The organism is Pseudomonas wadenswilerensis, from assembly GCF_900497695.1.
In the GTDB taxonomy this organism is placed as follows: domain Bacteria; phylum Pseudomonadota; class Gammaproteobacteria; order Pseudomonadales; family Pseudomonadaceae; genus Aquipseudomonas; species Aquipseudomonas wadenswilerensis.
Genome location: NZ_UIDD01000009.1, coordinates 102,987 through 125,572, shown reverse-complemented (window position 1 = coordinate 125,572; position 22,586 = coordinate 102,987). Strand labels below are relative to the sequence as shown.

Genomic DNA, 22,586 nt, shown 5'->3' with positions numbered 1-22,586 from the left:
TCAATGAACCAGATCCCTGAGCAGCAAGCCGAAGGCCAGATCGACCTGCTCGGGGATCGGCAGATACACCGTATGCCCATCCCCCGGCGCCACTTCGATCGTGCCACCCTGGCGATCACGCAACTGGTGCAGGTCGAAGTGGTAATTGCCCTTCGGCGTCATCAATTCCAGATGATCACCCACCGCAAAGCGATTCTTCACCCGCACTTCGGCCAGGCCGTTGATCCGCTCGCCGCTCAGTTCGCCGACGAACTGCTGGCGCTCGGACACCGAGTTGCCACGCTGGTAGTTCTGATATTCATCATGCATATGCCGGCGCAAGAAGCCCTCGGTATATCCGCGCTGGGCCAGTGATTCGAGGTTGAGCATCAGGTTGCGGTCGAACTCGCGCCCGGCCACGGCATCGTCGATGGCCTGGCGGTACACCTGGGCGGTGCGCGCGCAGTAGAAGTGCGACTTGGTCCGGCCCTCGATCTTCAGCGAATGCACGCCCATGCGCGTCAGCCGCTCGACATGCTGCACCGCGCGCAGGTCCTTGGCGTTCATGATGTAGGTGCCGTGCTCGTCTTCGAAGGCCGGCATGTCTTCGTCGGGGCGGTTGCTTTCCTGCAGCACGAACACTTGCTCGGTCGGTGCGCCGAGACCCAGGGTCGGCTCTACCTCGCGAACGATTTCACCGGTGACATTCTCGCTCGCCGGGGTGGCCTTGTACTGCCAGCGGCAGGCGTTGGTGCAACTGCCCTGGTTGGCATCGCGGCGGTTGAGGTAGCCCGACAGCAGGCAACGGCCGGAGTAGGCCATGCACAGGGCGCCGTGGACGAAGACCTCAAGCTCCATCTGCGGCACCTGTTGGCGAATCTCCTCGATCTCTTCCAGCGACAGTTCACGCGACAGGATCACCCGGGTCAGGCCCTGGCTGCGCCAGAACTCGACGCTGGCCCAGTTCACCGTGTTGGCCTGCACCGAGAGGTGGATCGGCATCTGCGGGAAGTGCTGGCGCACCAGCATGATCAGGCCGGGGTCGGACATGATCAGTGCATCCGGGGCCATGTCGATCACCGGCGTCAGGTCCCTGAGGAAGGTCTTGAGCTTGGCGTTATGCGGGGCAATGTTGACCACCACATAGAAGCGCTTGCCCTGGGACTGGGCCTCTTTGATACCTAGCGCGAGGTTGGCGTGATCGAATTCATTGTTGCGCACGCGCAGGCTGTAGCGCGGCTGCCCGGCGTAAACGGCGTCAGCGCCGTAGGCGAAGGCATAGCGCATGTTCTTCAGCGAGCCGGCGGGGGCGAGCAGTTCGGGTTTGGCGAGAAGGGTCATGATCGGGCTGCGGCAAAAGGCGCGAATGCTACGCCGGCTGCGGCAGGCTTTTATTGATCTGCATCAACGGCACTTTTACCACTGGCTGGGGCACTAACGAATAGAACGTACAAGGAGCGCACATGAACGAAACCGTCATGCAACACAAGGCGTTGCTGGCACTGCTGGTGCTGGTGACCATTGCCTTTATCTGGATTCTCCTGCCGTTCTATGGCGCGGTGTTCTGGGCAGTGATCCTCGGTATCGTCTTCGCTCCGCTGCAACGCCGGCTGCTGGCACGCCTGGGCTGGCGGCGCAACCTGGCCGCCGGGCTGACCCTGTTTATCTGCCTGGTGATCGCGATCTTGCCGGTAATCATTATCAGTACCCTGCTGGTGCAGGAGGGGGCTGCGCTGTACAAAAGCATCGAGAGCGGCGAGCTGGACCTGGCCGGCTACATCGAACGCTTCAAGAACATCCTCCCGGCCTTCGTCCAGAATTTCCTCGAGCGCATGGGCATGGGCGACCTGGCCGGCCTGCGCGACAAGATCACCAAGGGTGCGGTGCAGGGCAGTCAGTTCTTCGCGACCCAGGCCTTCAGCTTCGGCCAGGGCACCTTCGATTTTCTGGTGAGCTTCGCCGTCATGCTCTACCTGCTGTATTTCTTCTTGCGTGACGGCGCCGAGCTGGTGCGCAAGATCCGCACGGCGGTGCCGCTGGCCGAGCAGCAGAAGCGTCGCCTGCAACTGAAGTTCAACCGCGTGGTGCGCGCCACGGTCAAAGGCAACCTGTTGGTGGCGGTGACCCAGGGCGCCCTCGGCGGGATCATCTTCTGGATTCTGGACATTCCCAGCGCCCTGGTCTGGGGGGTGCTGATGGCTTTCCTGTCGCTGCTGCCCGCGGTGGGCGCGGGGATCGTCTGGGCGCCGGTGGCGGTGTACTTCGTCGCTACCGGAGCCTTCTGGCAAGGCGCGGTGCTGGCGGCCTACGGTGTGTTCGTGATCGGCCTGGTGGACAACGTGCTGCGTCCGATCCTGGTGGGCAAGGACACCAAGATGCCCGACTACCTTATTCTCGTCTCCACCCTCGGTGGCCTTGCCGTGTTCGGGCTCAATGGCTTCGTCATCGGCCCGCTGATCGCCGCGCTGTTCATGTCCAGCTGGGCGATCTTCGTCTCGACCAAGCCGCAGGTGCAATTGCCCAGTTAGCGGAAGCTGTACGACACCCCGGCGTAGACGCCGAAGCCTTCGCCCGGGGTCGAGCGGGCGGCGTCCGCCCCCTTGTCGTCGTAGCCCGGGGTAACGGTGGCGGCGTAGCGTTTGTTGGTCAGGTTGCGCAGGTCGAGCCAGGTTTGCCAGTCTTGTTTCGGCGAGTTGTAGCCCAGGGTGGCGCCGAGAATGGCATAGGCGCCGGCCGGGTAGCTGTTGGCGTAGTCGACCTGGACCTTGGACGCCATCTGCGTGTTGATCCCCGCATACAAGCCGCTGGGCAGGTCGAAGCGCAACTCGGCCTGGTAGTAGTGCATGGGGATGCCCGGCAGGCGGTTGTCGCCAAAGGTATCGTCGTCGCGGTAGTGGAAGTCGCTGAAGGTGTAGGCCTGGCGCAGGGACAGCTTGCCGACGCCGCCGCGTTCCCAGAGCAGGCTGTCGAGCCCGGCCTCGATGCCCTGGTGCACGGTTGGGCTGGCGTTGAACTCCTTGGCGGGCTGACCTTGCACGATCTCCACGGCCAGCAGCTCATGGCGTACGTCCGAGTAATACCAGGCCAGGTCCCAGCGACCGATGGCCGACTCGCCACGGGCTCCCAGTTCCAGGGTGGTGGCGGTCTGGTTGTGCATTTCGATAGGTTGCGTGGCGCTGGTCGAGCTCCAGATCAGCGCCCACGGGTGCGGCGGCTCCACCGAGCGGCTCAGGTTGCCATAGACCTGCAACTGCGGGCTGATGTCATAGCGCAGGCCCAGACGCGGGGCGTAGTCCCAGTCACTTTGGCTGACCTTGCCGCCGTTGTCCGGATAGGTCACCGCGCTTTCGCGACGGGTGTAGATCGCCGCCAGGCCGCTGGTCAGCCACAGGTCGGGGATCAGTTCCAGTTCGTTGCCAACATGCAGGACGGTGTCCGAACCCTGGTAGGTGAAATCTCGCGTTTTCGCACCGAATACCCCATTCACCCGCGAGTACTGCGAAGCACCGCTGTTGGGCAGGTGCTTGGTGGTGCGCCAGCCGACGGTGGTTTTGCTCTCGTGACCGAACAGGGTGTGGCGGCGCTGATAATTCAGGGTGCCGCTGACGTCGGTGTAGGCGACCTTCAGGCGCATCGGGCCTTCACGCAGATCCATCGGATAGTCGTGATAGACCAGGCCTGCTTCCAGTTGCGAATCGTCATCGAGATAGAAGGTGGTCTTGTTGCCCAGCCAGGTACTGCCCGGCTGCGGACGGCTGTCATCGCGGCTCAGGTAGGCCGGGTTGGCCGCGCGCGGGTCGTGCTTGATCTGCTCCTGGGTCAAGCGTCCGGCCAGATCGTTCTCGGTTTCGCGGTAGCGCAGGTAAAAGCGGGTTTTCAGGTTCGGGTTGAAACGGTAGCCGACGTTGGCGGCGATGCCCTTGCTGCTGCCGCTGCTGTGATCCTGGTAACCGTCGTATTCGGAATCGGTCAGCGCTACGTAGTAGTCCAGGTCACCCAGTACCTGGCCGGAACTGATCTGGCGCTTGGCGTAGCCGCGGCTGCCGATCTCGTAGCGCAGTTGCAGCGGTGCGGCGTCGCGGCCGGTGTGGGTGATGTAGTCGATGGCGCCGCCCAGGGCCAGTGACCCCTTGTCGAAACCGTTGGCGCCGCGCAGCACTTCGGCGCGGCTCAGCCACAGCGGCTCGAACAGCTCATAAGGGGTGCCACCCGGGCCGGTCAACGGCAAACCGTCGAACATCGTGTACACGCCCGAGCCATGGGCGCCGGGTGCGCGGTTGATGCCCGAACCGCGGATCGACAGCTTGATGCCATCGTTGCCGGCCGACTGGGCGAACACCCCGGGTTGGTAGGCGAGCACATCCTGGTTGCTGGCGACCCGGCCTTGCTCCACTCGCCGCATGTCGATCAGGTTGCTGGCGCCGGGCACCTGCTGCAGGCGATCGCGAGCGTCCTGCAGTTCGCTGTGTTCCTGTTCCTGGATCAGTACCTGACCGAGTTCGATGCCTTCGCCGGCCTGGACCGACGCGGCACAGGAGATCAGCAAGGCGAGGGAGGAGCGGGGTAGGGTGGGGCGCATCGAGGGGGTTCCGGGACTGTGAGCGGGTATCTGACGTCGCAACTATCAGACGAAGCACAGTCGCCGATCTGTACCGGCCTCATCGCTGGCAAGCCAGCTCCCACAGGATCATCACCAAATCCTGTGGGAGCTGGCTTGCCAGCGATGGTTGCAGAGCAGCCCAAAACAAAACACCCCGCCGAAGCGGGGTGTTTGTCATAGCCAGATCGATCAACCGATCAGTTGCAGCCCGGCATGCTGAACCATGTCCAGCAACGGTTGCGGGTACACACCCAGCACGAAAGCGAGGATGGCGATGGCCAGCAGCATGACGCCGCCAGTACGCTGTTCCCAGTTCAGCGGGGCGTCGTGGCGACGCAGGTTCGGCTCGATCAGGTACAGGGTGACCATCACGCGCAGGTAGTAGAACACGCCGATGGCACTACCGATCACCAGGGCACCGACCAGCCACCACAGCTGCGACTCGACGCCGGTAGCGATGATGTAGAACTTGCCGATGAAGCCTGCGGTCAGCGGGATACCCGCCAGCGACAGCATCATCACGGTCAGCACCGCGGTCAGGTACGGACGGCGCCAGAACAGGCCGCGGTACTCGTACAGGGCGTCGGCGTCACGGCCGTTGTACGGCGACGACATCAGGGTGATCACGCCGAAGGCACCGAGGCTGGTGATCACGTAGGTGACCAGGTACACGCCGATGGCTTCGACGGCCAGACCCTTGCTCGCCACCAGGGCGATCAGCAGGTAACCGAAGTGGGCAATCGAGGAGTAACCGAGCAGACGCTTGAGGTTGCTCTGGGTCAGCGCCAGCAGGTTACCGATCAGGATCGAAGCCACGGCGATCACCGACAGCACGGTGGTCAGCACGCCGCTGCTGGCAGCAGGGGAGAGCATGAACAGGCGTACGACGACGGCGAACACGGCAACCTTGCTGGCGGTGGCCAGGAAGGCGGCAACCGGTGCCGGAGCACCTTCGTAGACGTCCGGGGTCCACAGGTGGAAAGGCACCAGCGACAGTTTGAAGGCCAGGCCGACCAGCATCATGCCCAGGCCCAGCTGGGCGATCATGCTCGGCATGCTGGTGGTTGCCAGGGCCTTGCCGATACCGTCGAAGCTCAGGCTGCCGGCGTCGGCATACAGCAGCGCCATGCCGAACAGCAGGAAGGCGGAACCGGCGGCCGAGAGCACCATGTACTTGATGCCGGCTTCCAGCGAACGCTTGTTGAAGAAGGCATAGGCCACCAGGCCATAGACCGGTACCGACAGCAGCTCCAGGCCAATGAACAGGCCTGCCAGGTGCTGCGCGCTGACCAGTACCAGGCCGCCCAGTGCCGACATGAGGATCAGCAGGTACAGCTCTTCGCGGTTGCCCGGGTAGCCTTTGCCGCCATCACCCAGATACGCGTGGGCGAGGGTGACGCAGGCCAGGGTGGCGACCAGGATCAGCGCCATGTACAGGCAGGCGAAGTTGTCGATGGTCAGCAGCGGGGTGACCGCCAGTGGCGCAACCTTCAGGGCCGGGATGATCGACAGCAGGGCCAGGTTCAGGCCCACGATGGACAGCAGGAAGGTTTGCGAGTGGTTGCGGCGCCAGGCGATCGCCAGCATCACCACGACAGTGGTGATGGTGGTGATCAGCAGCGGCGCAAGCGCGATAAAGTGTTGAATCGTCAGGTCCATAGCGCTCTTACCGGGCCGAAGCGAGTTGAGTGAAAGCGGTACCGAACCACTGCTGCACACCGCTCATGGTGGCGGCAGAAGTGTCCAGGAACGGCTGCGGGTAGATGCCCAGCAAGATCAGCAGGCCAGCCAGGCCCAGCACCATGATCAGTTCACGGGTATCCATGCCAGCCAGGGCTTCATCGGATTTGGCCGGGCCGAAGTAGGCGCGGTGAATCATGATCAGCGAGTACACCGAACCGAACACCAGGCCGGAAGTGGCGATCACGGTGACCCATGGCGAGGCGACGAAGCTGCCGATCAGGATCAGGAATTCGCCCACGAAGTTACCGGTACCCGGCAGGCCCAGCGACGCCGCAGCGAAGAACAGGCTGATTGCCGGCAGGTAGGCGATACGGTGCCACAGGCCACCCATCTGACGCATGTCACGGGTGTGCAGGCGCTCGTACAGCTGGCCGGCGAGGATAAACAGTGCCGCCGCCGACAGGCCGTGGGCCAGCATCTGGATCACCGCACCTTGCAGTGCTTGCTGGCTGCCGGAGTAGATACCGATCAGCACGAAGCCCATGTGCGAAACGCTGGAGAAGGCGACCAGACGCTTGATGTCGGTCTGGGCGAACGCCAGGAAGGCACCGTAGAAAATCCCGATCAGACCCAGGGTCATGGCGATCGGGGCAAACTCGGCCGAGGCATTCGGGAACAGCGGCAGGGCGAAACGCAGCAGGCCGTAGGCCGCAGTCTTCAGCAAGATACCGGCGAGGTCGACGGAACCTGCGGTCGGTGCCTGGGCGTGAGCATCAGGCAGCCAGGAGTGGAAGGGTACGACCGGCAGTTTGACCGCGAAGGCGATGAAGAAGCCGAGCATCAGCAGGTATTCGGTGCCCGCCGGCAGTTCGGCCTTGAGCAACTGGGTGTAGTCGAAGGTGATCACACCGGTGTTGCTGTAGTTGACCAGTACCAGGCCGAGGATCGCCACCAACATGATCAGGCCGCTGGCCTGGGTGAAGATGAAGAACTTGGTCGCGGCGTAGATCCGGGTCTTCTTGCCGTCCGAGGAGCTGTGACCCCAGAGCGCGATGAGGAAATACATCGGCACCAGCATCATTTCCCAGAAGAAGAAGAACAGGAACAGGTCCAGGGCGAGGAACACACCGACCACGCCACCGAGGATCCACATCAGGTTGAGGTGGAAGAAGCCGACGTGGCGGGTGATCTCTTTCCAGGAGCACAGTACCGAGAGCACACCGAGCAGGCCGGTGAGCAGGATCATCAGCAGCGACAGGCCGTCGAGGGCCAGGTGCAGGCTGATGCCGAAGCGCTCGATCCACAGCACTTTGAATTCGACCGCCCACTCAGGCGCGGCGCCCGGTGCAGGGGCCAGGGTGTAGTCCCCGTTGGCCCACAGCCAGAGGCCGATACCAAGCAGCAGGGACATGGTCAGCAGCGCAATCCAGCGCGGCAGGGTGGCGCCGAAGCGCTCACCCAGCCAGCACAGCAGGCCACCGATGAAGGGGATCAGGATCAGCCAAGGCAAAATCATGACGGGCTCAATTCCTTTCGCAAAGTCGCAAGGTTCATATCAGACCGCAGCCATAACAACGGCACCGAGCACAAGCACGGCACCTACGGCGATCGAAGCGGTGTACCAGCGCAGCTGACCGGTTTCGGTTTTGCTCATGGCGGCATGACCGCCCTTCGCCATACGCGGAATCAGGCCGATGCTGCGGTCAACCGGATCCTTGCGCAGGATGTGGCTGATCAGCAGGTAAGGTTTGACGAACAGCTTGTCGTAGATCCAGTCGAAGCCCCAGGCGGCGAACCACCAGGCCGACAGCACACGACCGATGCCGCTGTTGGCGATCGCGGTAACCAGGCGACGCTTGCCCAGGAACAGCATCGCGGCCAGCAGGATACCGGCGATGGCGATGGCGCCCGAGGCGATTTCCAGGCTGTGCTTGGCTTCGCCGCCAGCATGGCCGACGCTCTGCGGCAGCACGCCTGCCAGTGGTGGATGAATCCAGGCACCGACGAAGGTCGACAGCACGATCAGCACGCCCAGTGGCAGCCAGTGGGAAATCCCGTGGCCGGCGTGAGCTTCGGTCTTGGCTTCGCCGTGGAAGGCGATGAAGATCAGGCGGAAGGTGTACAGCGAGGTCATGAACGCACCGACCAGGCCGGCGTACAGCAGACCGTTGTTGCCGCTGGCGAAGGCTTCCCAGAGGATCTCGTCCTTGGAGTAGAAGCCGGCGGTCAGCAGCGGCAGGGCAGCCAGGGCGGCGCCACCGACGATGAAGCTGGCGTAGGCCAGGGGCAGTTTCTTCCACAGGCCGCCCATCTTGAAGATGTTCTGCTCGTGGTGGCAGGCAACGATCACCGCACCGGAGGCAAGGAACAGCAGGGCCTTGAAGAAGGCGTGGGTCATCAGGTGGAAGATCGCGCCTTCCCAGGCGCCAACGCCCAGGGCCAGGAACATGTAGCCGATCTGGCTCATGGTCGAGTAGGCGAGGATACGCTTGATGTCGGTCTGGACCAGGGCGGCAAAGCCGGCCAGTACCAGGGTCACGCCGCCGACCACACCGACCAGGTGCAGGATGTCAGGTGCCAGGGCGAACAGACCGTGGGTACGGGCAATCAGGTAAACGCCGGCGGTAACCATGGTTGCCGCGTGGATCAGTGCCGAAACCGGGGTAGGGCCGGCCATCGCGTCGGCAAGCCAGGTCTGCAGCGGCAGCTGGGCCGATTTACCGACCGCGCCACCGAGCAGCATCAGGGTCGCCAGGACCATCCAGAAATCACCCGCCTGGAACTTCTGCGGCGCCAGTACCAGCAGCTCCTGCACGTTCAGGGTGCCGAGCTGGGCGAACAGGATGAACAGGCCGATGGCCATGAACACGTCGCCGATACGGGTGACGATGAAGGCTTTCAGCGCGGCGTTGCCGTTGTTGCGGTTGCTGTAGTAGAAACCGATCAACAGGTACGAGCACAGGCCCACGCCTTCCCAACCGAAGTAGATGAACAGCAGGTTGTCGCCCAGAACCAGGAACAGCATGCTGGCAATGAACAGGTTGGTGTAGGCGAAGAAGCGCGAATAGCCGGCTTCACCACGCATGTACCAGGACGCGAACAGGTGGATCAGGAAGCCGACACCGGTGACCACGCCGAGCATGGTGACCGACAGACCATCCACGTACAGGGTGAAGTTCGGCGCAAAGCCGTCCACCGACATCCACTGCCACAGCAGCTGGCTGTACGCGCCGCCTTCCGGCGGGGCGATGTTGAACTGCCAGATCACGTAGGCGGCCACGGCGGCCGAGAGGCCCACCGAGCCGACGCCGACCAGCGCCGACAGGTTCTCGGACCAGCGACCGCGCGAGAACGACAGCAGCAGGAAGCCGATCAGGGGGAATACGAACGTCAGGAAGATAAGGTTCATCCGCGCATCTCACTGGCTGCATCGATATCGAGAGTGTGGAAGCGGCGATACAGCTGCAACAGGATCGCCAGGCCGATACTGGCCTCGGCCGCTGCCAGGCTGATCACCAGGATGAACATGATCTGCCCATCCGGCTGTGCCCAGCGGCTGCCAGCGACGATGAAGGCCAGTGCCGAGGCGTTCATCATGATTTCCAGGCTCATCAGCACGAAAAGAATGTTGCGGCGCACCATCAGGCCTACCAGGCCGAGGCAGAACAGGATGCCGGCGACGGCCAAACCATGTTCGAGAGGAATTGCTGGCATGTGATTACTCCTTCGCCTCGTTGCGGCCGAGATGGAAAGCCGTCACCGCCGCGGCGAGCAGCAGCATCGAGGCCAGTTCCACCACCAGCAGGTAAGGGCCGAACAGGCTGATGCCGACGGCCTTGGCGTCAACGGTGGTGTGGCCGATGCCGGCACCGCTTTCGCTGACGAACAGCACGTACAGCAGCTCGACCAGCAGCAGTGCACCAAGCACCACCGGGCCGAGCCAGATGCCCGGCTTGAGCCAGCCGCGTTCCTGGGCGACCGAAGCCGGCCCGAGGTTGAGCATCATCACCACGAAGACGAACAGCACCATGATGGCGCCAGCATAGGCGATCACTTCCAGGACACCGGCGAACGGAGCGCCGAGGGCGAAGAAGGTCATCGCCACGGAGATCAGCGAAATGATCAGGTAGAGCAGGGCGTGCACGGGGTTGGTGTTGGTGATCACCCGAAGGGTGGACACCACAGCGACACCGGATGCGAAATAGAAAGCGAATTCCATCTTTCTTCCTTAAGGGAGCAAGCTCTTCACGTTGATCGGCTCGGCTTCGTTCTGCGCGGCGCCTTTCGGCTTGCCGGCAACAGCCATACCTGCAACACGGTAGAAGTTGTAGTCAGGGTTCTTGCCGGGGCCGGAGATCAGCAGATCTTCTTTCTCGTAAACCAGGTCCTGACGTTTGAACTCGGCCATTTCGAAATCCGGCGTGAGCTGGATCGCGGTGGTCGGGCAGGCTTCCTCGCAGAGGCCACAGAAAATGCAACGGGAGAAGTTGATGCGGAAGAACTCCGGGTACCAACGACCGTCTTCTGTTTCGGCTTTCTGCAGCGAGATGCAACCGACCGGGCAGGCCACGGCACACAGGTTGCACGCTACACAGCGCTCTTCGCCATCCGGGTCGCGGGTCAGGACGATGCGGCCACGGTAGCGTGGCGGCAGGTAGACCGGCTCTTCCGGGTATTGCAGGGTGTCACGTTTGCGAAAACCGTGAGAGAACACCATCACCAGGCTGCGCAGCTGGGTGCCAGTGCCCTTAACGATGTCGCCAATATATTTGAACATGGGTCAAATCCTCACTGGGCCGCAACAGCTGGCGTGTTGAGCAACACGAGCGCAGCGGTCACCAGCAAATTGATCAGGGTCAGCGGCAGGCAGAACTTCCAGCTGAAGTCCATCACCTGGTCATAGCGCGGGCGCGGGATCGAGGCGCGCAGCAGGATGAACAGCATGATGAAGAACGCGGTCTTCAGGGCGAACCAGACGAACGACAGTTGCGGCAGGATGCCGAACGGGCCGTGCCAGCCGCCGAAGAACAGGGTTACCAGCAGCGCCGAGATCAGGATGATGCCGATGTACTCACCGACGAAGAACATGCCCCATTTCATGCCGGCATATTCAATGTGGTAACCGTCGGCCAGTTCCTGTTCCGCTTCCGGCTGGTCGAACGGGTGACGGTGAGTCACGGCGACGCCAGCGATGAAGAAGGTGCAGAAGCCGAAGAACTGCGGAATGATGAACCACAGGTTCTGGGCCTGGTAGTCAACGATGTCGCGCATGTTGAACGAGCCGACCTGGGCCACGATGCCCATCAGCGCCAGGCCCATGAACACTTCGTACGACACGGTCTGGGCCGAGGCCCGCAGGCTGCCGAGCAGGGCGTACTTGTTGTTCGACGACCAGCCGGCGAACAGCACGGCGTAGACCGACAGACCGGCCATGGCGAAGAAGAACAGCAGGCCGATGTTCAGGTCCGCGACACCCCAGGTCGGGGTGATCGGGATGATCGCGAAGGCGATCAGCAAGGCGCTCATGGCCACCACTGGCGCCAGGGTGAAGATCACCTTGTCGACGAAGGGCGGGTTCCAGTCTTCCTTGAAGAACATTTTCAGCATGTCGGCTGCGATCTGGAACATGCCGAACGGGCCGACGCGGTTCGGACCGTAACGGTCCTGCCACCAGCCCAGCAGGCGCCGCTCGACGAAGCTGAGCAGCGCACCGCAGACCACCACGGCCAGCAAGACCACGATGGCCTTGATGACGGTGATGATCACATCGATCACTTCAGGGGTGAACCAGGTCATTGTGCTGCCTCCTGCAGGCCTTCGACGGATGCACCGAAGATGGCTGGCGGAATGCCGGCCAGGCCTTTCGGCAGGGCAACCAGGCCTGCGCCCAGTTCTTCATTGATGCGCAGCGGCAGACGCAGGGTCACGCCTGCCACGTTCAGGCTGAGCAGGGCGCCGTCGTTGACACCCAGGCGGTCGGCTTCGGACTTGGCCAGGGCCACGTAGGCTTGCGGGATGCGCTCCTGCACCGGCGCTGCGCGCGAAGAGTTCTCTTCGCTGCCGAACAGGTGGTAGAACGGTACGGCCTGCCAGGTGCCGCGGGCCGGGGCGAAGGCTGCCGGAACGCTGGCGAACCAGTTCAGCTTGTCGCCCTGGGTTTCGATCAGGCGGGTGCCCGGGTCGCCTGCGCGCAGGTGACCACCGACCTCGTCCTGGAACTTGTTCCAGGCTTGCGGCGAGTTCCAGCCCGGCGACCAGGCGAACGGCACTTGCGAGCGCGGTTCGGCCGAACCCGAGTAACCTTCCATGGAGAAGGCGAATGCGGAGTCCTTGTCTTGCGGGGTACGCGGCTCGTGCACGCTGATGTCGGCGCGCATGGCGGTACGGCCGGAGTAGCGCAGCGGCTCACGCGCAAGCTTCATGCCCTTGATGCGGAACGAAGCGGACGGTGCGGCGTTGACGATGCCGGTCAGTTGCGGCGCGGCAGCGGCGCAGGCGCTGGTGACGTGGTCCAGCTGGGTCCAGTCGACCGGCTTGTTGAGCAGGGTGGCACGCAGGGCGTGCATCCAGCGCCAGCCTTCGTGAACCAGGATGCTGCTGTCCAGGTAGGTAGGGTCGAACACCTGGAAGAAGCGCTGGGCACGGCCTTCCAGGCTGACCAGGGTACCGTCGCCTTCGGCGAAGGACGCCGCCGGCAGCACCAGGTGGGCGCGGTCGGTGGTAGCGGTCTTCTGGTGATCGGCAACGATTACGACTTTGGCAGCGGCCAGGGCAGCGTCGACCTTGGCAGCGGCAACGCGGCTGTACAGGTCGTTTTCCATCACGACGATGGCGTCGGCCTTGCCTTCGATCACTGCGTCCAGCGCGGCATCGATCGACTCGCCACCGAGCATGGCCAAGCCGAGGCTGTTGGCCTCAGGCACCACCAGGCTCAGGGAACCGTTCTTCTCGCGCAGCTTCAGGGCCTTGGCGATGTTGGCCGCGGCTTCGATCAGGGCGCTGGAACCCAGCGAGGTACCGGCAACCACCAGCGGACGGTTGGCGGCCACCAGGGCGTCGGCGATGCGCTTGGCCAGGGCCAGGGCTTCGGCGTCCAGGCCGTCGACGGCAGGGGCGCTCGGGTCGATGGCATGGGCCACGGCGAAACCGATGCGGGCCAGGTCGTCCGGCGCTGCGTGCACGCACTCTTCGGCGACGTCATCGAGCTTGGTTTCGGCCAGGCTTGCGATAAACAGCGGGTACATGGCGTGCTGGCCGATGTTCTTCACCGCGGCATCGAGCCAAGGCTGAACGCGCATGGCATCGGCCATGGCTTCGGCCTTGCCCTTGACCGACTGACGCAGGGCCAGGGCCACACGGGCGGCGGTCTGGGTCAGGTCTTCGCCAAGTACGAACACCGCGTCATGGTCTTCCATGTCGCGCAGGGTCGGGACCGGCAGCGGGCTGTCGTTGAGCACTTGCAGGGCCAGGCGTACGCGGGCCAGCTCACCGGCTTCCATACCCGAGTAGAAGTGCTCGGCACCGACCAGTTCGCGCAGGCCGTAGTTGCTTTCGAGGCTGGCGCGCGGCGAGCCGATACCGACGATATTGCGCCCGCGCAGCATGTCCGCAGCCTTGTCCAGGGCGGCATCCAGGCTCAGCTTGGTGCCGTCGGCCAGCAGTGGCTGACGTGGACGGTCGGTGCGGTTGACGTAGCCATAGCCGAAACGGCCACGGTCGCAGAGGAAGTACTGGTTGACCGAACCGTTGAAGCGGTTCTCGATCCGGCGCAGTTCGCCGTAACGCTCACCCGGGCTGATGTTGCAACCGCTGGAGCAGCCATGGCAGATGCTCGGGGCGAACTGCATGTCCCATTTACGGTTGTAGCGCTCGGAGTGGGTCTTGTCGGTGAACACACCGGTCGGGCAGACCTCGGTGAGGTTGCCGGAGAACTCGCTCTCGAGGGTACCGTCTTCAACGCGACCGAAGTAGACGTTGTCGTGGGCACCGAATACGCCCAGGTCGGTACCGCCGGCGTAGTCCTTGTAGTAACGCACGCAACGGTAGCAGGCGATGCAGCGGTTCATCTCGTGGGCGATGAACGGGCCGAGCTCCTGGTTCTGGTGGGTACGCTTGGTGAAACGGTAGCGGCGCTCGTTGTGGCCGGTCATGACCGTCATGTCTTGCAGGTGGCAGTGACCGCCTTCCTCGCACACCGGGCAGTCGTGCGGGTGGTTGGTCATCAGCCATTCGACGACGCTGGCACGGAATACCTTGGCTTCTTCGTCTTCGATGGAAATCCAGCTGCCATCGGTGGCAGGGGTCATGCAGGACATGACGATGCGACCACGGGTGTCGTTCTCGTCGGTGTACTGCTTGACCGCACACTGGCGGCAGGCACCGACGCTACCGAGCGCCGGGTGCCAGCAGAAATAGGGGATGTCGAGGCCGAGCGACAGACACGCCTGTAACAGGTTGTCTGCGCCGTTGACTTCGAGCTCTTTGCCGTCTACGTGGATAGTGGCCATGGTTCAAAGTTCTTCGTTGGCCCGCGTCTGCGGGCGTGGCTAATGGAAATCTGTGTGCCTGCAGCCCGCGACAGGTGTCCCCGGGCGAGCTGAGCAGGCAAGCGGGCGGCACGGACCGCCCGCGTTGTTATTCGTTATGCGCCGACGACGATCGGCTTCGCCAGGTCCGGGCGCAGGCCGGCAGCGGCAGCAGCCGGTGCCTGGCTGGCGATGCCAGCCTCGAACTCAGGGCGGAAGTACTTGATCGCGCTACCCAGCGGCTCAACGGCGCCCGGTGCGTGTGCACAGAAGGTCTTGCCTGGGCCGAGGAAACCGACCAGACCCAGCAGGGTCTCGATGTCGCCCTGCTGGCCCTGGCCTTGTTCGAGGGCGCGCAGGAGCTTGACGCTCCACGGCAGGCCGTCGCGGCACGGGGTGCAGAAGCCACAGGATTCACGGGCAAAGAACTCTTCCATGTTGCGCAGCAGCGAGACCATGTTGACGCTGTCGTCCACGGCCATGGCCAGGCCGGTACCCATACGGGTGCCGACCTTGGCGATGCCACCGGCGTACATTTGCGCATCCAGGTGCTCGGGCAGCAGGAAACCGGTACCGGCGCCGCCTGGCTGCCAGCACTTGAGCTTGAAGCCATCGCGCATGCCGCCGGCGTAGTCTTCGAACAGCTCGCGGGCGCTGACGCCGAACGGCAGTTCCCACAGGCCCGGGTTCTTGACCTTGCCGGAGAAGCCCATCAGCTTGGTGCCGTGGTCTTCACTGCCTTCGCGGGCCAGCGACTTGTACCAGTCGATGCCGTTGCCGACGATGGCCGGCACGTTGCACAGGGTCTCGACGTTGTTCACGCAGGTCGGCTTGCCCCACACGCCAACGGCGGCAGGGAAGGGCGGCTTGGAGCGCGGGTTGGCGCGGCGGCCTTCGAGGGAGTTGATCAGTGCGGTTTCTTCACCGCAGATGTAGCGCCCGGCACCGGTGTGGACGAACAGCTCGAAGTCGAAGCCGCTGCCGAGGATGTTCTTGCCCAAAAGGCCTGCAGCCTTGGCTTCCTCGACCGCACGGTTGAGGTTGCGCGCTGCGGTGGTGTATTCGCCACGCAGGAAGATGTAGCCGCGGTAGGCTTTCAGCGCGCGGGCGCTGATCAGCATGCCTTCGATCAGCAGATGGGGCTGTTGCTCCATCAGCATGCGGTCTTTCCAGGTGTTGGGCTCCATTTCGTCCGCGTTGCACAGCAGGTAGCGGATGTTCATGGATTCGTCTTTGGGCATCAGGCCCCATTTGACGCCGGTCGGGAAACCCGCACCGCCACGGCCCTTGAGGCCGGAATCTTTCACGGTCTGGACGATATCGTCCTGGGACATCTGCGCCAGGGCCTTGCGGGCGGCGGCGTAGCCGTCCTTGGCCTGGTACTCGTCGAGCCAGACCGGCTCGCCGTCGTCACGCAGGCGCCAGGTCAGCGGATGGGTTTCAGCCGAGCGCGCAATGCGGTTGGCCGGGCCGAAGGAAGTGATGGTCATACGTAACCCTCCAGCAGCTTGGAGACGCCAGCAGGCTGCACGTCGCCAAAGGTGTCGTCGTCGATCATCAGCGCCGGGGCCTTGTCGCAGTTACCCAGGCAGCACACAGGCAGCAGGGTGAAGCGCCCGTCTGCGGTGGTCTGGCCCAGGCCGATGCCCAGTTCGGTCTGGATCTGGCTGACCACCGACTCGTGGCCGCCGATGTAGCAGACCATGCTGTCGCAGACGCGGATGATGTGCCGGCCAACCGGCTGACGGAAGATCTGACTATAGAAGGTGGCCACGCCTTCGACGTCGCTGGCAGGAATGCCGAGCACTTCGCCGATGGCGTAGATGGCGCCGTCCGGCACCCAGCCGCGTTCCTTCTGGACGATCTTCAGGGCTTCGATGGACGCCGCGCGCGGGTCCTCGTAGTGATGCATCTCGTGCTCGATGGCCGAGCGCTCGGTTTCGCTCAGGGCGAAACGGTCGGTTTGGATAAGCGTGCTGTTCATGCTTAGCGGTCCACGTCAGCCATAACGAAGTCGATACTGCCCAGGTACGCAATGAGGTCCGCGACCATGCTGCCGCGGATCACCGAAGGGATCTGCTGCAGGTGCGGGTAGCTCGGGGTACGGATCCGGGTGCGGTAGCTCATGGTGCCGCCGTCGCTCGTCAGGTAGTAACTGTTGATGCCCTTGGTCGCCTCGATCATCTGGAAGGATTCGTTGGCCGGCATGACCGGGCCCCACGAAACCTGCAGGAAGTGAGTGATCAGGGTTTCGATGTGCTGCAGGGTGCGCTCTTTCGGCGGCGGCGTGGTCAGCGGGTGATCCGCCTTATACGGGCCTTCCGGCATGTTGCGCAGGCACTGGTCGATGATGCGGATACTCTGGCGCATCTCCTCGACACGGACCATGCAGCGATCGTAGGCATCGCCGTTGTGGGCCAGCGGCACTTCGAACTCGAAGTTCTCGTAGCCGGAGTAAGGGCGGGCTTTGCGCAGGTCGAAGTCAAGACCGGTGGAACGCAGGCCAGCACCGGTGACGCCCCATTCCAGGGCCTCTTTGGTGTTGTACTGGGCAACGCCGATGGTCCGGCCCTTGAGGATGCTGTTCTGCAGGGCGGCCTTGGTGTACTCGTCGAGGCGCTTTGGCAGCCAGTCGACGAAGTCCTTCACCAGTATTTCCCAGCCGCGCGGCAGGTCGTGGGCAACACCACCGATGCGGTACCAGGCCGGGTGCAGACGGAAGCCGGTGATGGCTTCGATCACGGTGTAGGCGCGCTGACGGTCGGTGAAGGTGAAGAACACCGGGGTCATGGCGCCGACGTCCTGGATGTAGGTCCCCAGGAACAGCAGGTGGCTGGTGATGCGGAAGAACTCGGCGAGCATGATGCGGATCACGTCGACCTTCTGCGGCACCTGGATGCCGGCCAGCTTCTCCACCGCCAGTACGTACGGCAGGTTGTTCATCACCCCGCCGAGGTAGTCGATACGGTCGGTGTAGGGGATGAAGCTGTGCCAGGACTGACGCTCGGCCATTTTCTCGGCGCCACGGTGGTGGTAGCCGATGTCCGGGACGCAGTCGACAATCTCTTCGCCGTCCAGCTGCAGGACGATACGGAAGGCACCGTGGGCCGAAGGGTGGTTCGGGCCCAGGTTGAGGAACATGTAGTCCTCGTTGGTGCCCTGGCGTTTCATGCCCCAGGCCTCAGGGTTGAAGCGTGCGGCTTCTTCCTCGAGTTGCTGCTTGGCCAGGGTCAGGCTGTACGGATCGAATTCGGTGGCGCGGGCAGGGTAGTCCTTGCGCAGCGGGTGACCTTCCCAGGTCGGCGGCATCATGATCCGGGTCAGGTGCGGGTGGCCGGCAAAGTCGATGCCGAACATGTCCCAGACTTCACGCTCGTACCAGTTGGCGTTGGGCCAGATACCGGTGACGGTGGGCAGGTTCAGGTCGCCTTCGCTGAGGGCCACCTTGATCATCACGTCGCTGTTCCGCTCCACCGAGAGCAGGTGGTAGAACACGCTGAAGTCTGCGCCCGGCAGGCCGCGGCGCTGGGTGCGCAGGCGCTCGTCGACGCCATGCAGGTCGTAGAGCATGCTGTACGGCTTGGCGACATGGCGCAGGAAACCCAGCACGTCCTTGAGTTTTTCGCGGGTAACCCAAAGCACCGGCATGCCGGTGCGGGTTTCCTGGGCGACGAACGCTTCGGGGCCGAATTTGTTGTTCAGTTCGACGACCACATCCTGGTCGTCAGCCTTGTAAGGCGGGATATAAATAGCGGTGTCCGCTGTCATGGTCTCGGTCGCTTTCGGTCAACGTAGAGAATGAAGCCAGGCTGCCTGTCGCACATGCGCAGGCAACAGGTCGCTGGATCAGACTTCGTCGGGGCTGCGCAGGTTGGTGACCTGGATGCGCTGTTCACGGCGTTGCTCTTTCTGCGACGGCATCTCGGCACGGTAAATGCCTTGATCACCGACAACCCAGGAAAGAGGGCGACGCTCCTGGCCAATCGACTCCTGCAACAGCATCAGGCCTTGCAGGAAGGCTTCAGGGCGTGGCGGGCAGCCAGGCACGTAGACATCCACGGGGAGGAACTTGTCGACCCCCTGAACGACCGAGTAAATGTCGTACATGCCACCGGAGTTGGCGCACGAACCCATGGAGATGACCCACTTGGGCTCGAGCATCTGCTCGTACAGGCGCTGGATGATCGGCGCCATCTTGATGAAGCAGGTGCCGGCGATGACCATGAAGTCGGCCTGACGCGGCGATGCCCGGATGACTTCGGCGCCGAAGCGGGCGATGTCGTGGGGCGCCGTGAAGGCCGTGGTCATTTCCACGTAGCAGCAGGAGAGGCCGAAGTTGTACGGCCACAGGGAGTTCTTACGCCCCCAGTTGACCGCGCCACTGAGCACATCTTCAAGTTTGCCCATGAAGATGTTCTTGTGGACCTGGTCCTCTAGCAGCGAATCGGAGACGGTTTCCCGTTCTCCGATTGGATATTGCTCGTTGGGAGCATCCGGGTCGATTCTGGTGAGATTGTATTGCATTGCCAAAGCCTCATTGTTTCAGCTTCGCTTGCCGCTTGCGACGACCTTCGGGAGCCCAGTCAAGTGCTCCGACGCGCCATAGGTAGACAAGACCTGCCAACAGAATTGCTATGAAAACGAGTGCTTCGACGAATCCGGTCCAGCCGCTTTCGCGGACGGACACAGACCATGCAAAGAGAAAGAGGGCTTCGATATCGAAGATCACGAACAGCATCGCGACCAGATAGAATTTGGCTGACAGACGCAAGCGGGCGCCGCCAGTGGGCAGCATGCCGGACTCGAAGGGCTCGTTCTTGCTGCGGCCCCAGGCCTTGCTGCCGAGCAGGGCGGACAGGCCGAGCATGAAGGCACACAGGCCTACGACACCCAAAAGGAAAATGGCAAAGCCCCAGTTGTGGGCGATGAGTCCTGTCGAATCGGGCATGCTGAAAATCCTTATACAGAGACCAGTCTCTGCGGCTTGAAAAGAAGTAGAGCAGTGACGATATGTCGCAGCGGAATCTATCGCGCTGATTTTATGGGTAAACCCGGTGCAAGTAAAATTTCTGCAGCAAATTTATTCGTAAGATTAAGAACAAAAATCTTTCGTAACAGGCTGCAGGCCACGTAGACCGGGCATTGCCCCGGGTTCTGTTAATTATGTTTCTTGCAACGCGTAATGAATCAGCAACTTCGTAATGATAATTAATATCATTTGAGGTTGTGCGATTAGTCCTACTGTTCGAGTCAACTACAAAGTTGTGCAACATAGCCGTCACCTGCAAGTTTCCACCCCCTGTGTTTTAACCTGTTTTTTCTTGCCTCGCCGCGCTCTGGATCAAGGCTTTTGTCGATTGCCTGGTGTAGGCCGAGGCGGCGATGGCCCACTGGCCCAGCCAGTAGGCGAGGATGATCAGGTACTGGGCGGCGCCAAACGGGCTGACGAAGCGGTCGATACCGATCAGGCTGTCGGAAAACACGAAAGCAACCGCGCCCAGTGCCGCGAGGCCGCCGCAGGCCAGGGCGCGCCAGAGCATGGCGCTGATGGCCAGGGCATACACGGTGACCGGAATCAGCAATTCACCCAGGCCGGAACTGATCAGCAGGCCCAGCAGCGCCGCACCGACAATCGCCGAGCCCAGCAGTGCAGCGGGCGCCAGTTGGCGGTCCTCGCCCAGGTAGCCGCGCAGGTAGGCCAGGTGCGCGCAGAGAAAGGCCGCCAGGCCAAACACGAACAGATCGCCAGGCACGGCCAGGAGTATGTCGCCGAGCAGTGAGAAACCTAGGCCAATGATGATCCAGCGCCGGTAGGCGGTGGGCTCGGCGCTACTCAGCCAGCAGATCAGCGCCAGCACCGGGATCGGTTTGACCGCCAGGCCCAGCAGCGCGTTGCCGCTGGCCAGTGCATATAGATAGAAGGCTGCACCCAGCAGGGCCAGGCAGAGCAGGGTGACAGGGCGGGGCATGGCCGATCCTTGGTGTTGTTGTGCACCTAGCATAGCCAATGGCAATTAATAAGGAAGCCCTGTGCATTTGCAGGGGGCCTATCGCTGGCAAGCCAGCTCACACAGGTGCTGCATGCACTGTGCCCGGTGGGAGCTGGCTTGCCAGCGATGGCGGCACCACCACATCCTGATAAAAAAACAAAACCCGGGGCCCCATCACAGGCCCCGGGTTTTGCGTGTTACCCGAATCTCAGCAACCGATCCGTGATCAGTGGAACTGCTCTTCTTCGGTCGAGCCGGTCAGGGCGGTCACCGAAGACTTGCCACCCTGGATAACAGTGGTCATGTCGTCGAAGTAGCCGGTACCGACTTCCTGCTGGTGGGCGACGAAGGTGTAGCCTTTCGACGCGTCAGCGAATTCTTGCTCTTGCAGCTTCACGTAGGCGGTCATGTCGTTGCGGGCGTAGTCGTGCGCCAGGTTGAACATGCCGTGCCACATGTTGTGGATACCCGCCAGGGTGATGAACTGGTGCTTGTAGCCCATGGCCGACAGTTCGCGCTGGAACTTGGCGATGGTTGCGTCGTCCAGGTTCTTCTTCCAGTTGAAGGAAGGCGAGCAGTTGTAGGACAGGATCTGGTCCGGGTATTCCTTCTTGATCGCTTCGGCAAAGCGGCGAGCTTCGTCCAGGTCCGGCTTGGCGGTTTCACACCAGATCAGGTCGGCGTATGGCGCGTAAGCCAGGCCGCGGGCGATGGCTTGATCCAGGCCTGCACGAACCTTGTAGAAGCCTTCCTGGGTGCGCTCGCCAATCACGAATGGCTGGTCGTACGGGTCGCAGTCGCTGGTCAAAAGGTCAGCGGCGTTGGCGTCGGTACGGGCCAGGATAATGGTCGGTACGCCGGCAACGTCAGCCGCCAGACGGGCAGCGGTCAGCTTCTGTACGGCTTCCTGGGTCGGAACCAGTACCTTGCCGCCCATGTGGCCGCATTTTTTCACCGAGGCCAGCTGGTCTTCGAAGTGAACGCCGGCGGCGCCTGCTTCGATCATGTTCTTCATCAGCTCGTAGGCGTTGAGGACGCCGCCGAAACCGGCTTCAGCGTCAGCCACGATCGGTGCGAAGTAGTCGACGTAGCCTTCGTCGCCCGGGTTCTTGCCGGCTTTCCACTGGATCTGGTCGGCGCGACGGAACGAGTTGTTGATGCGCTTGACCACGGTTGGGACCGAGTCCACCGGGTACAGCGACTGGTCTGGGTACATGGACTCGGCCGAGTTGTTGTCGGCAGCCACTTGCCAGCCCGACAGGTAGATGGCCTGGATACCGGCTTTGACCTGTTGTACGGCCTGGCCGCCGGTCAGGGCGCCCATGCAGTTGACGAAATCTTTCTCTGGACGGAAGGACGGGTGTGCGCCCTGGGTGACCAGCTTCCACAGCTTCTCGGCACCCAGATGGGCCAGGGTGTGCTCAGGCTGGATCGAGCCACGCAGACGAACGACATCAGCGGCGGTGTAGGTACGGGTCACGCCTTTCCAGCGCGGGTTCTCGGCCCAGTCTTTTTCGAGGGCTGCAATTTGCTGTTCGCGTGTCAGTGCCATGGAAATAAACCTCGTCGCATCGGTCTTGGGTAAAAATTCTCGCTCTCTACTGCGCAGATCAGAAGCCAGGCAAAGGTCAGTATGGGCGAAATATGCGACGGTCGAACGATGGGGCTCGAAGAGGGGAAGTGAGCAGGTGGGCGAGGTTTTCGCTGCAGGGTGGCTCGTGGTTGCCGAACTGCAATGAACAGTGCTGCCGGGTACCTTTTGATGCGCTTCCGTCCCTCGGGACAACTTCGTTCCAGTCGCAATCTCGT

The 22,586-nt window shown here is 62.7% G+C and carries 18 protein-coding genes; 1 reads left to right on the top strand and 17 read right to left on the bottom strand.

The window, feature by feature from the left end; translation table 11 throughout:
- Complete coding sequence (gene trhP / locus CCOS864_RS18455; protein WP_115087779.1) at positions 1-1,320, bottom strand: prephenate-dependent tRNA uridine(34) hydroxylase TrhP; 1,320 nt, start codon at positions 1,318-1,320, stop codon at positions 1-3.
- 122 nt (positions 1,321-1,442) lie between these two features.
- Here trhP and CCOS864_RS18450 point away from each other — a divergent pair, with 122 nt between their 5' ends.
- Complete coding sequence (locus CCOS864_RS18450) at positions 1,443-2,507, top strand: AI-2E family transporter (protein ID WP_115087778.1); 1,065 nt, start codon at positions 1,443-1,445, stop codon at positions 2,505-2,507.
- On the opposite strand, the gene CCOS864_RS18445 is transcribed toward CCOS864_RS18450, so the two are convergent.
- From CCOS864_RS18445 to aceA, 16 genes are all read right to left on the bottom strand, one after another.
- Positions 2,504-4,558 carry a TonB-dependent receptor family protein gene (locus CCOS864_RS18445; RefSeq protein ID WP_115087777.1) on the bottom strand — a complete coding sequence of 685 codons (2,055 nt, stop codon included), beginning with the start codon at positions 4,556-4,558 and terminating at the stop codon, positions 2,504-2,506. The two genes, CCOS864_RS18450 and CCOS864_RS18445, sit on opposite strands and share 4 nt — an antisense overlap.
- Before the next feature lie 210 nt (positions 4,559-4,768).
- Positions 4,769-6,238: an NADH-quinone oxidoreductase subunit NuoN gene (gene nuoN / locus CCOS864_RS18435; protein ID WP_115087775.1), complete on the bottom strand. Its 1,470-nt coding sequence runs from the start codon at positions 6,236-6,238 to the stop codon at positions 4,769-4,771.
- 7 nt (positions 6,239-6,245) lie between these two features.
- Complete coding sequence (nuoM, locus tag CCOS864_RS18430; protein WP_115087774.1) at positions 6,246-7,778, bottom strand: NADH-quinone oxidoreductase subunit M; 1,533 nt, start codon at positions 7,776-7,778, stop codon at positions 6,246-6,248.
- 39 nt (positions 7,779-7,817) lie between these two features.
- A complete protein-coding gene (gene nuoL, locus CCOS864_RS18425) occupies positions 7,818-9,671 on the bottom strand; it encodes an NADH-quinone oxidoreductase subunit L (RefSeq protein WP_115087773.1) in 1,854 nt (617 codons plus the stop codon).
- Positions 9,668-9,976 (bottom strand): NADH-quinone oxidoreductase subunit NuoK, encoded by a 309-nt coding sequence (gene nuoK / locus CCOS864_RS18420; RefSeq protein WP_028944232.1) that lies wholly within the window; start codon positions 9,974-9,976, stop codon positions 9,668-9,670. The genes nuoL and nuoK overlap by 4 nt, the downstream gene beginning before the upstream one ends.
- 4 nt (positions 9,977-9,980) lie before the next feature.
- Positions 9,981-10,481 (bottom strand): NADH-quinone oxidoreductase subunit J, encoded by a 501-nt coding sequence (gene nuoJ, locus CCOS864_RS18415; RefSeq protein WP_115087772.1) that lies wholly within the window; start codon positions 10,479-10,481, stop codon positions 9,981-9,983.
- Between the two features lie 9 nt (positions 10,482-10,490).
- Positions 10,491-11,039: an NADH-quinone oxidoreductase subunit NuoI gene (nuoI, locus tag CCOS864_RS18410; RefSeq protein WP_009400993.1), complete on the bottom strand. Its 549-nt coding sequence runs from the start codon at positions 11,037-11,039 to the stop codon at positions 10,491-10,493.
- Positions 11,040-11,050: 11 nt separating this feature from the next.
- Positions 11,051-12,058 (bottom strand): NADH-quinone oxidoreductase subunit NuoH, encoded by a 1,008-nt coding sequence (gene nuoH / locus CCOS864_RS18405; protein WP_038996049.1) that lies wholly within the window; start codon positions 12,056-12,058, stop codon positions 11,051-11,053.
- Positions 12,055-14,769 carry an NADH-quinone oxidoreductase subunit NuoG gene (nuoG, locus tag CCOS864_RS18400; RefSeq protein WP_115087771.1) on the bottom strand — a complete coding sequence of 905 codons (2,715 nt, stop codon included), beginning with the start codon at positions 14,767-14,769 and terminating at the stop codon, positions 12,055-12,057. Before nuoG ends, nuoH begins: the two co-directional genes overlap by 4 nt.
- Positions 14,770-14,903: 134 nt before the next feature.
- Positions 14,904-16,277, bottom strand: a complete 1,374-nt coding sequence (nuoF, locus tag CCOS864_RS18395; RefSeq protein ID WP_115087770.1) for an NADH-quinone oxidoreductase subunit NuoF — start codon at positions 16,275-16,277, stop codon at positions 14,904-14,906.
- Positions 16,274-16,771: an NADH-quinone oxidoreductase subunit NuoE gene (gene nuoE, locus CCOS864_RS18390; protein ID WP_115087769.1), complete on the bottom strand. Its 498-nt coding sequence runs from the start codon at positions 16,769-16,771 to the stop codon at positions 16,274-16,276. Before nuoE ends, nuoF begins: the two co-directional genes overlap by 4 nt.
- Before the next feature lie 2 nt (positions 16,772-16,773).
- Positions 16,774-18,555, bottom strand: a complete 1,782-nt coding sequence (nuoC, locus tag CCOS864_RS18385) for an NADH-quinone oxidoreductase subunit C/D (protein ID WP_115087768.1) — start codon at positions 18,553-18,555, stop codon at positions 16,774-16,776.
- Between the two features lie 78 nt (positions 18,556-18,633).
- Positions 18,634-19,311, bottom strand: coding sequence for an NADH-quinone oxidoreductase subunit B (locus CCOS864_RS18380; RefSeq protein WP_010220398.1), 678 nt, complete (start codon positions 19,309-19,311; stop codon positions 18,634-18,636).
- 10 nt (positions 19,312-19,321) lie between these two features.
- Positions 19,322-19,735, bottom strand: a complete 414-nt coding sequence (locus CCOS864_RS18375; protein ID WP_010220397.1) for an NADH-quinone oxidoreductase subunit A — start codon at positions 19,733-19,735, stop codon at positions 19,322-19,324.
- Between the two features lie 358 nt (positions 19,736-20,093).
- Positions 20,094-20,756 (bottom strand): lysoplasmalogenase, encoded by a 663-nt coding sequence (locus CCOS864_RS18370; protein ID WP_115087767.1) that lies wholly within the window; start codon positions 20,754-20,756, stop codon positions 20,094-20,096.
- A 247-nt stretch (positions 20,757-21,003) separates the two neighbouring features.
- Positions 21,004-22,329 (bottom strand): isocitrate lyase, encoded by a 1,326-nt coding sequence (gene aceA / locus CCOS864_RS18365; RefSeq protein WP_115087766.1) that lies wholly within the window; start codon positions 22,327-22,329, stop codon positions 21,004-21,006.
- Positions 22,330-22,586 lie beyond the last annotated feature (257 nt).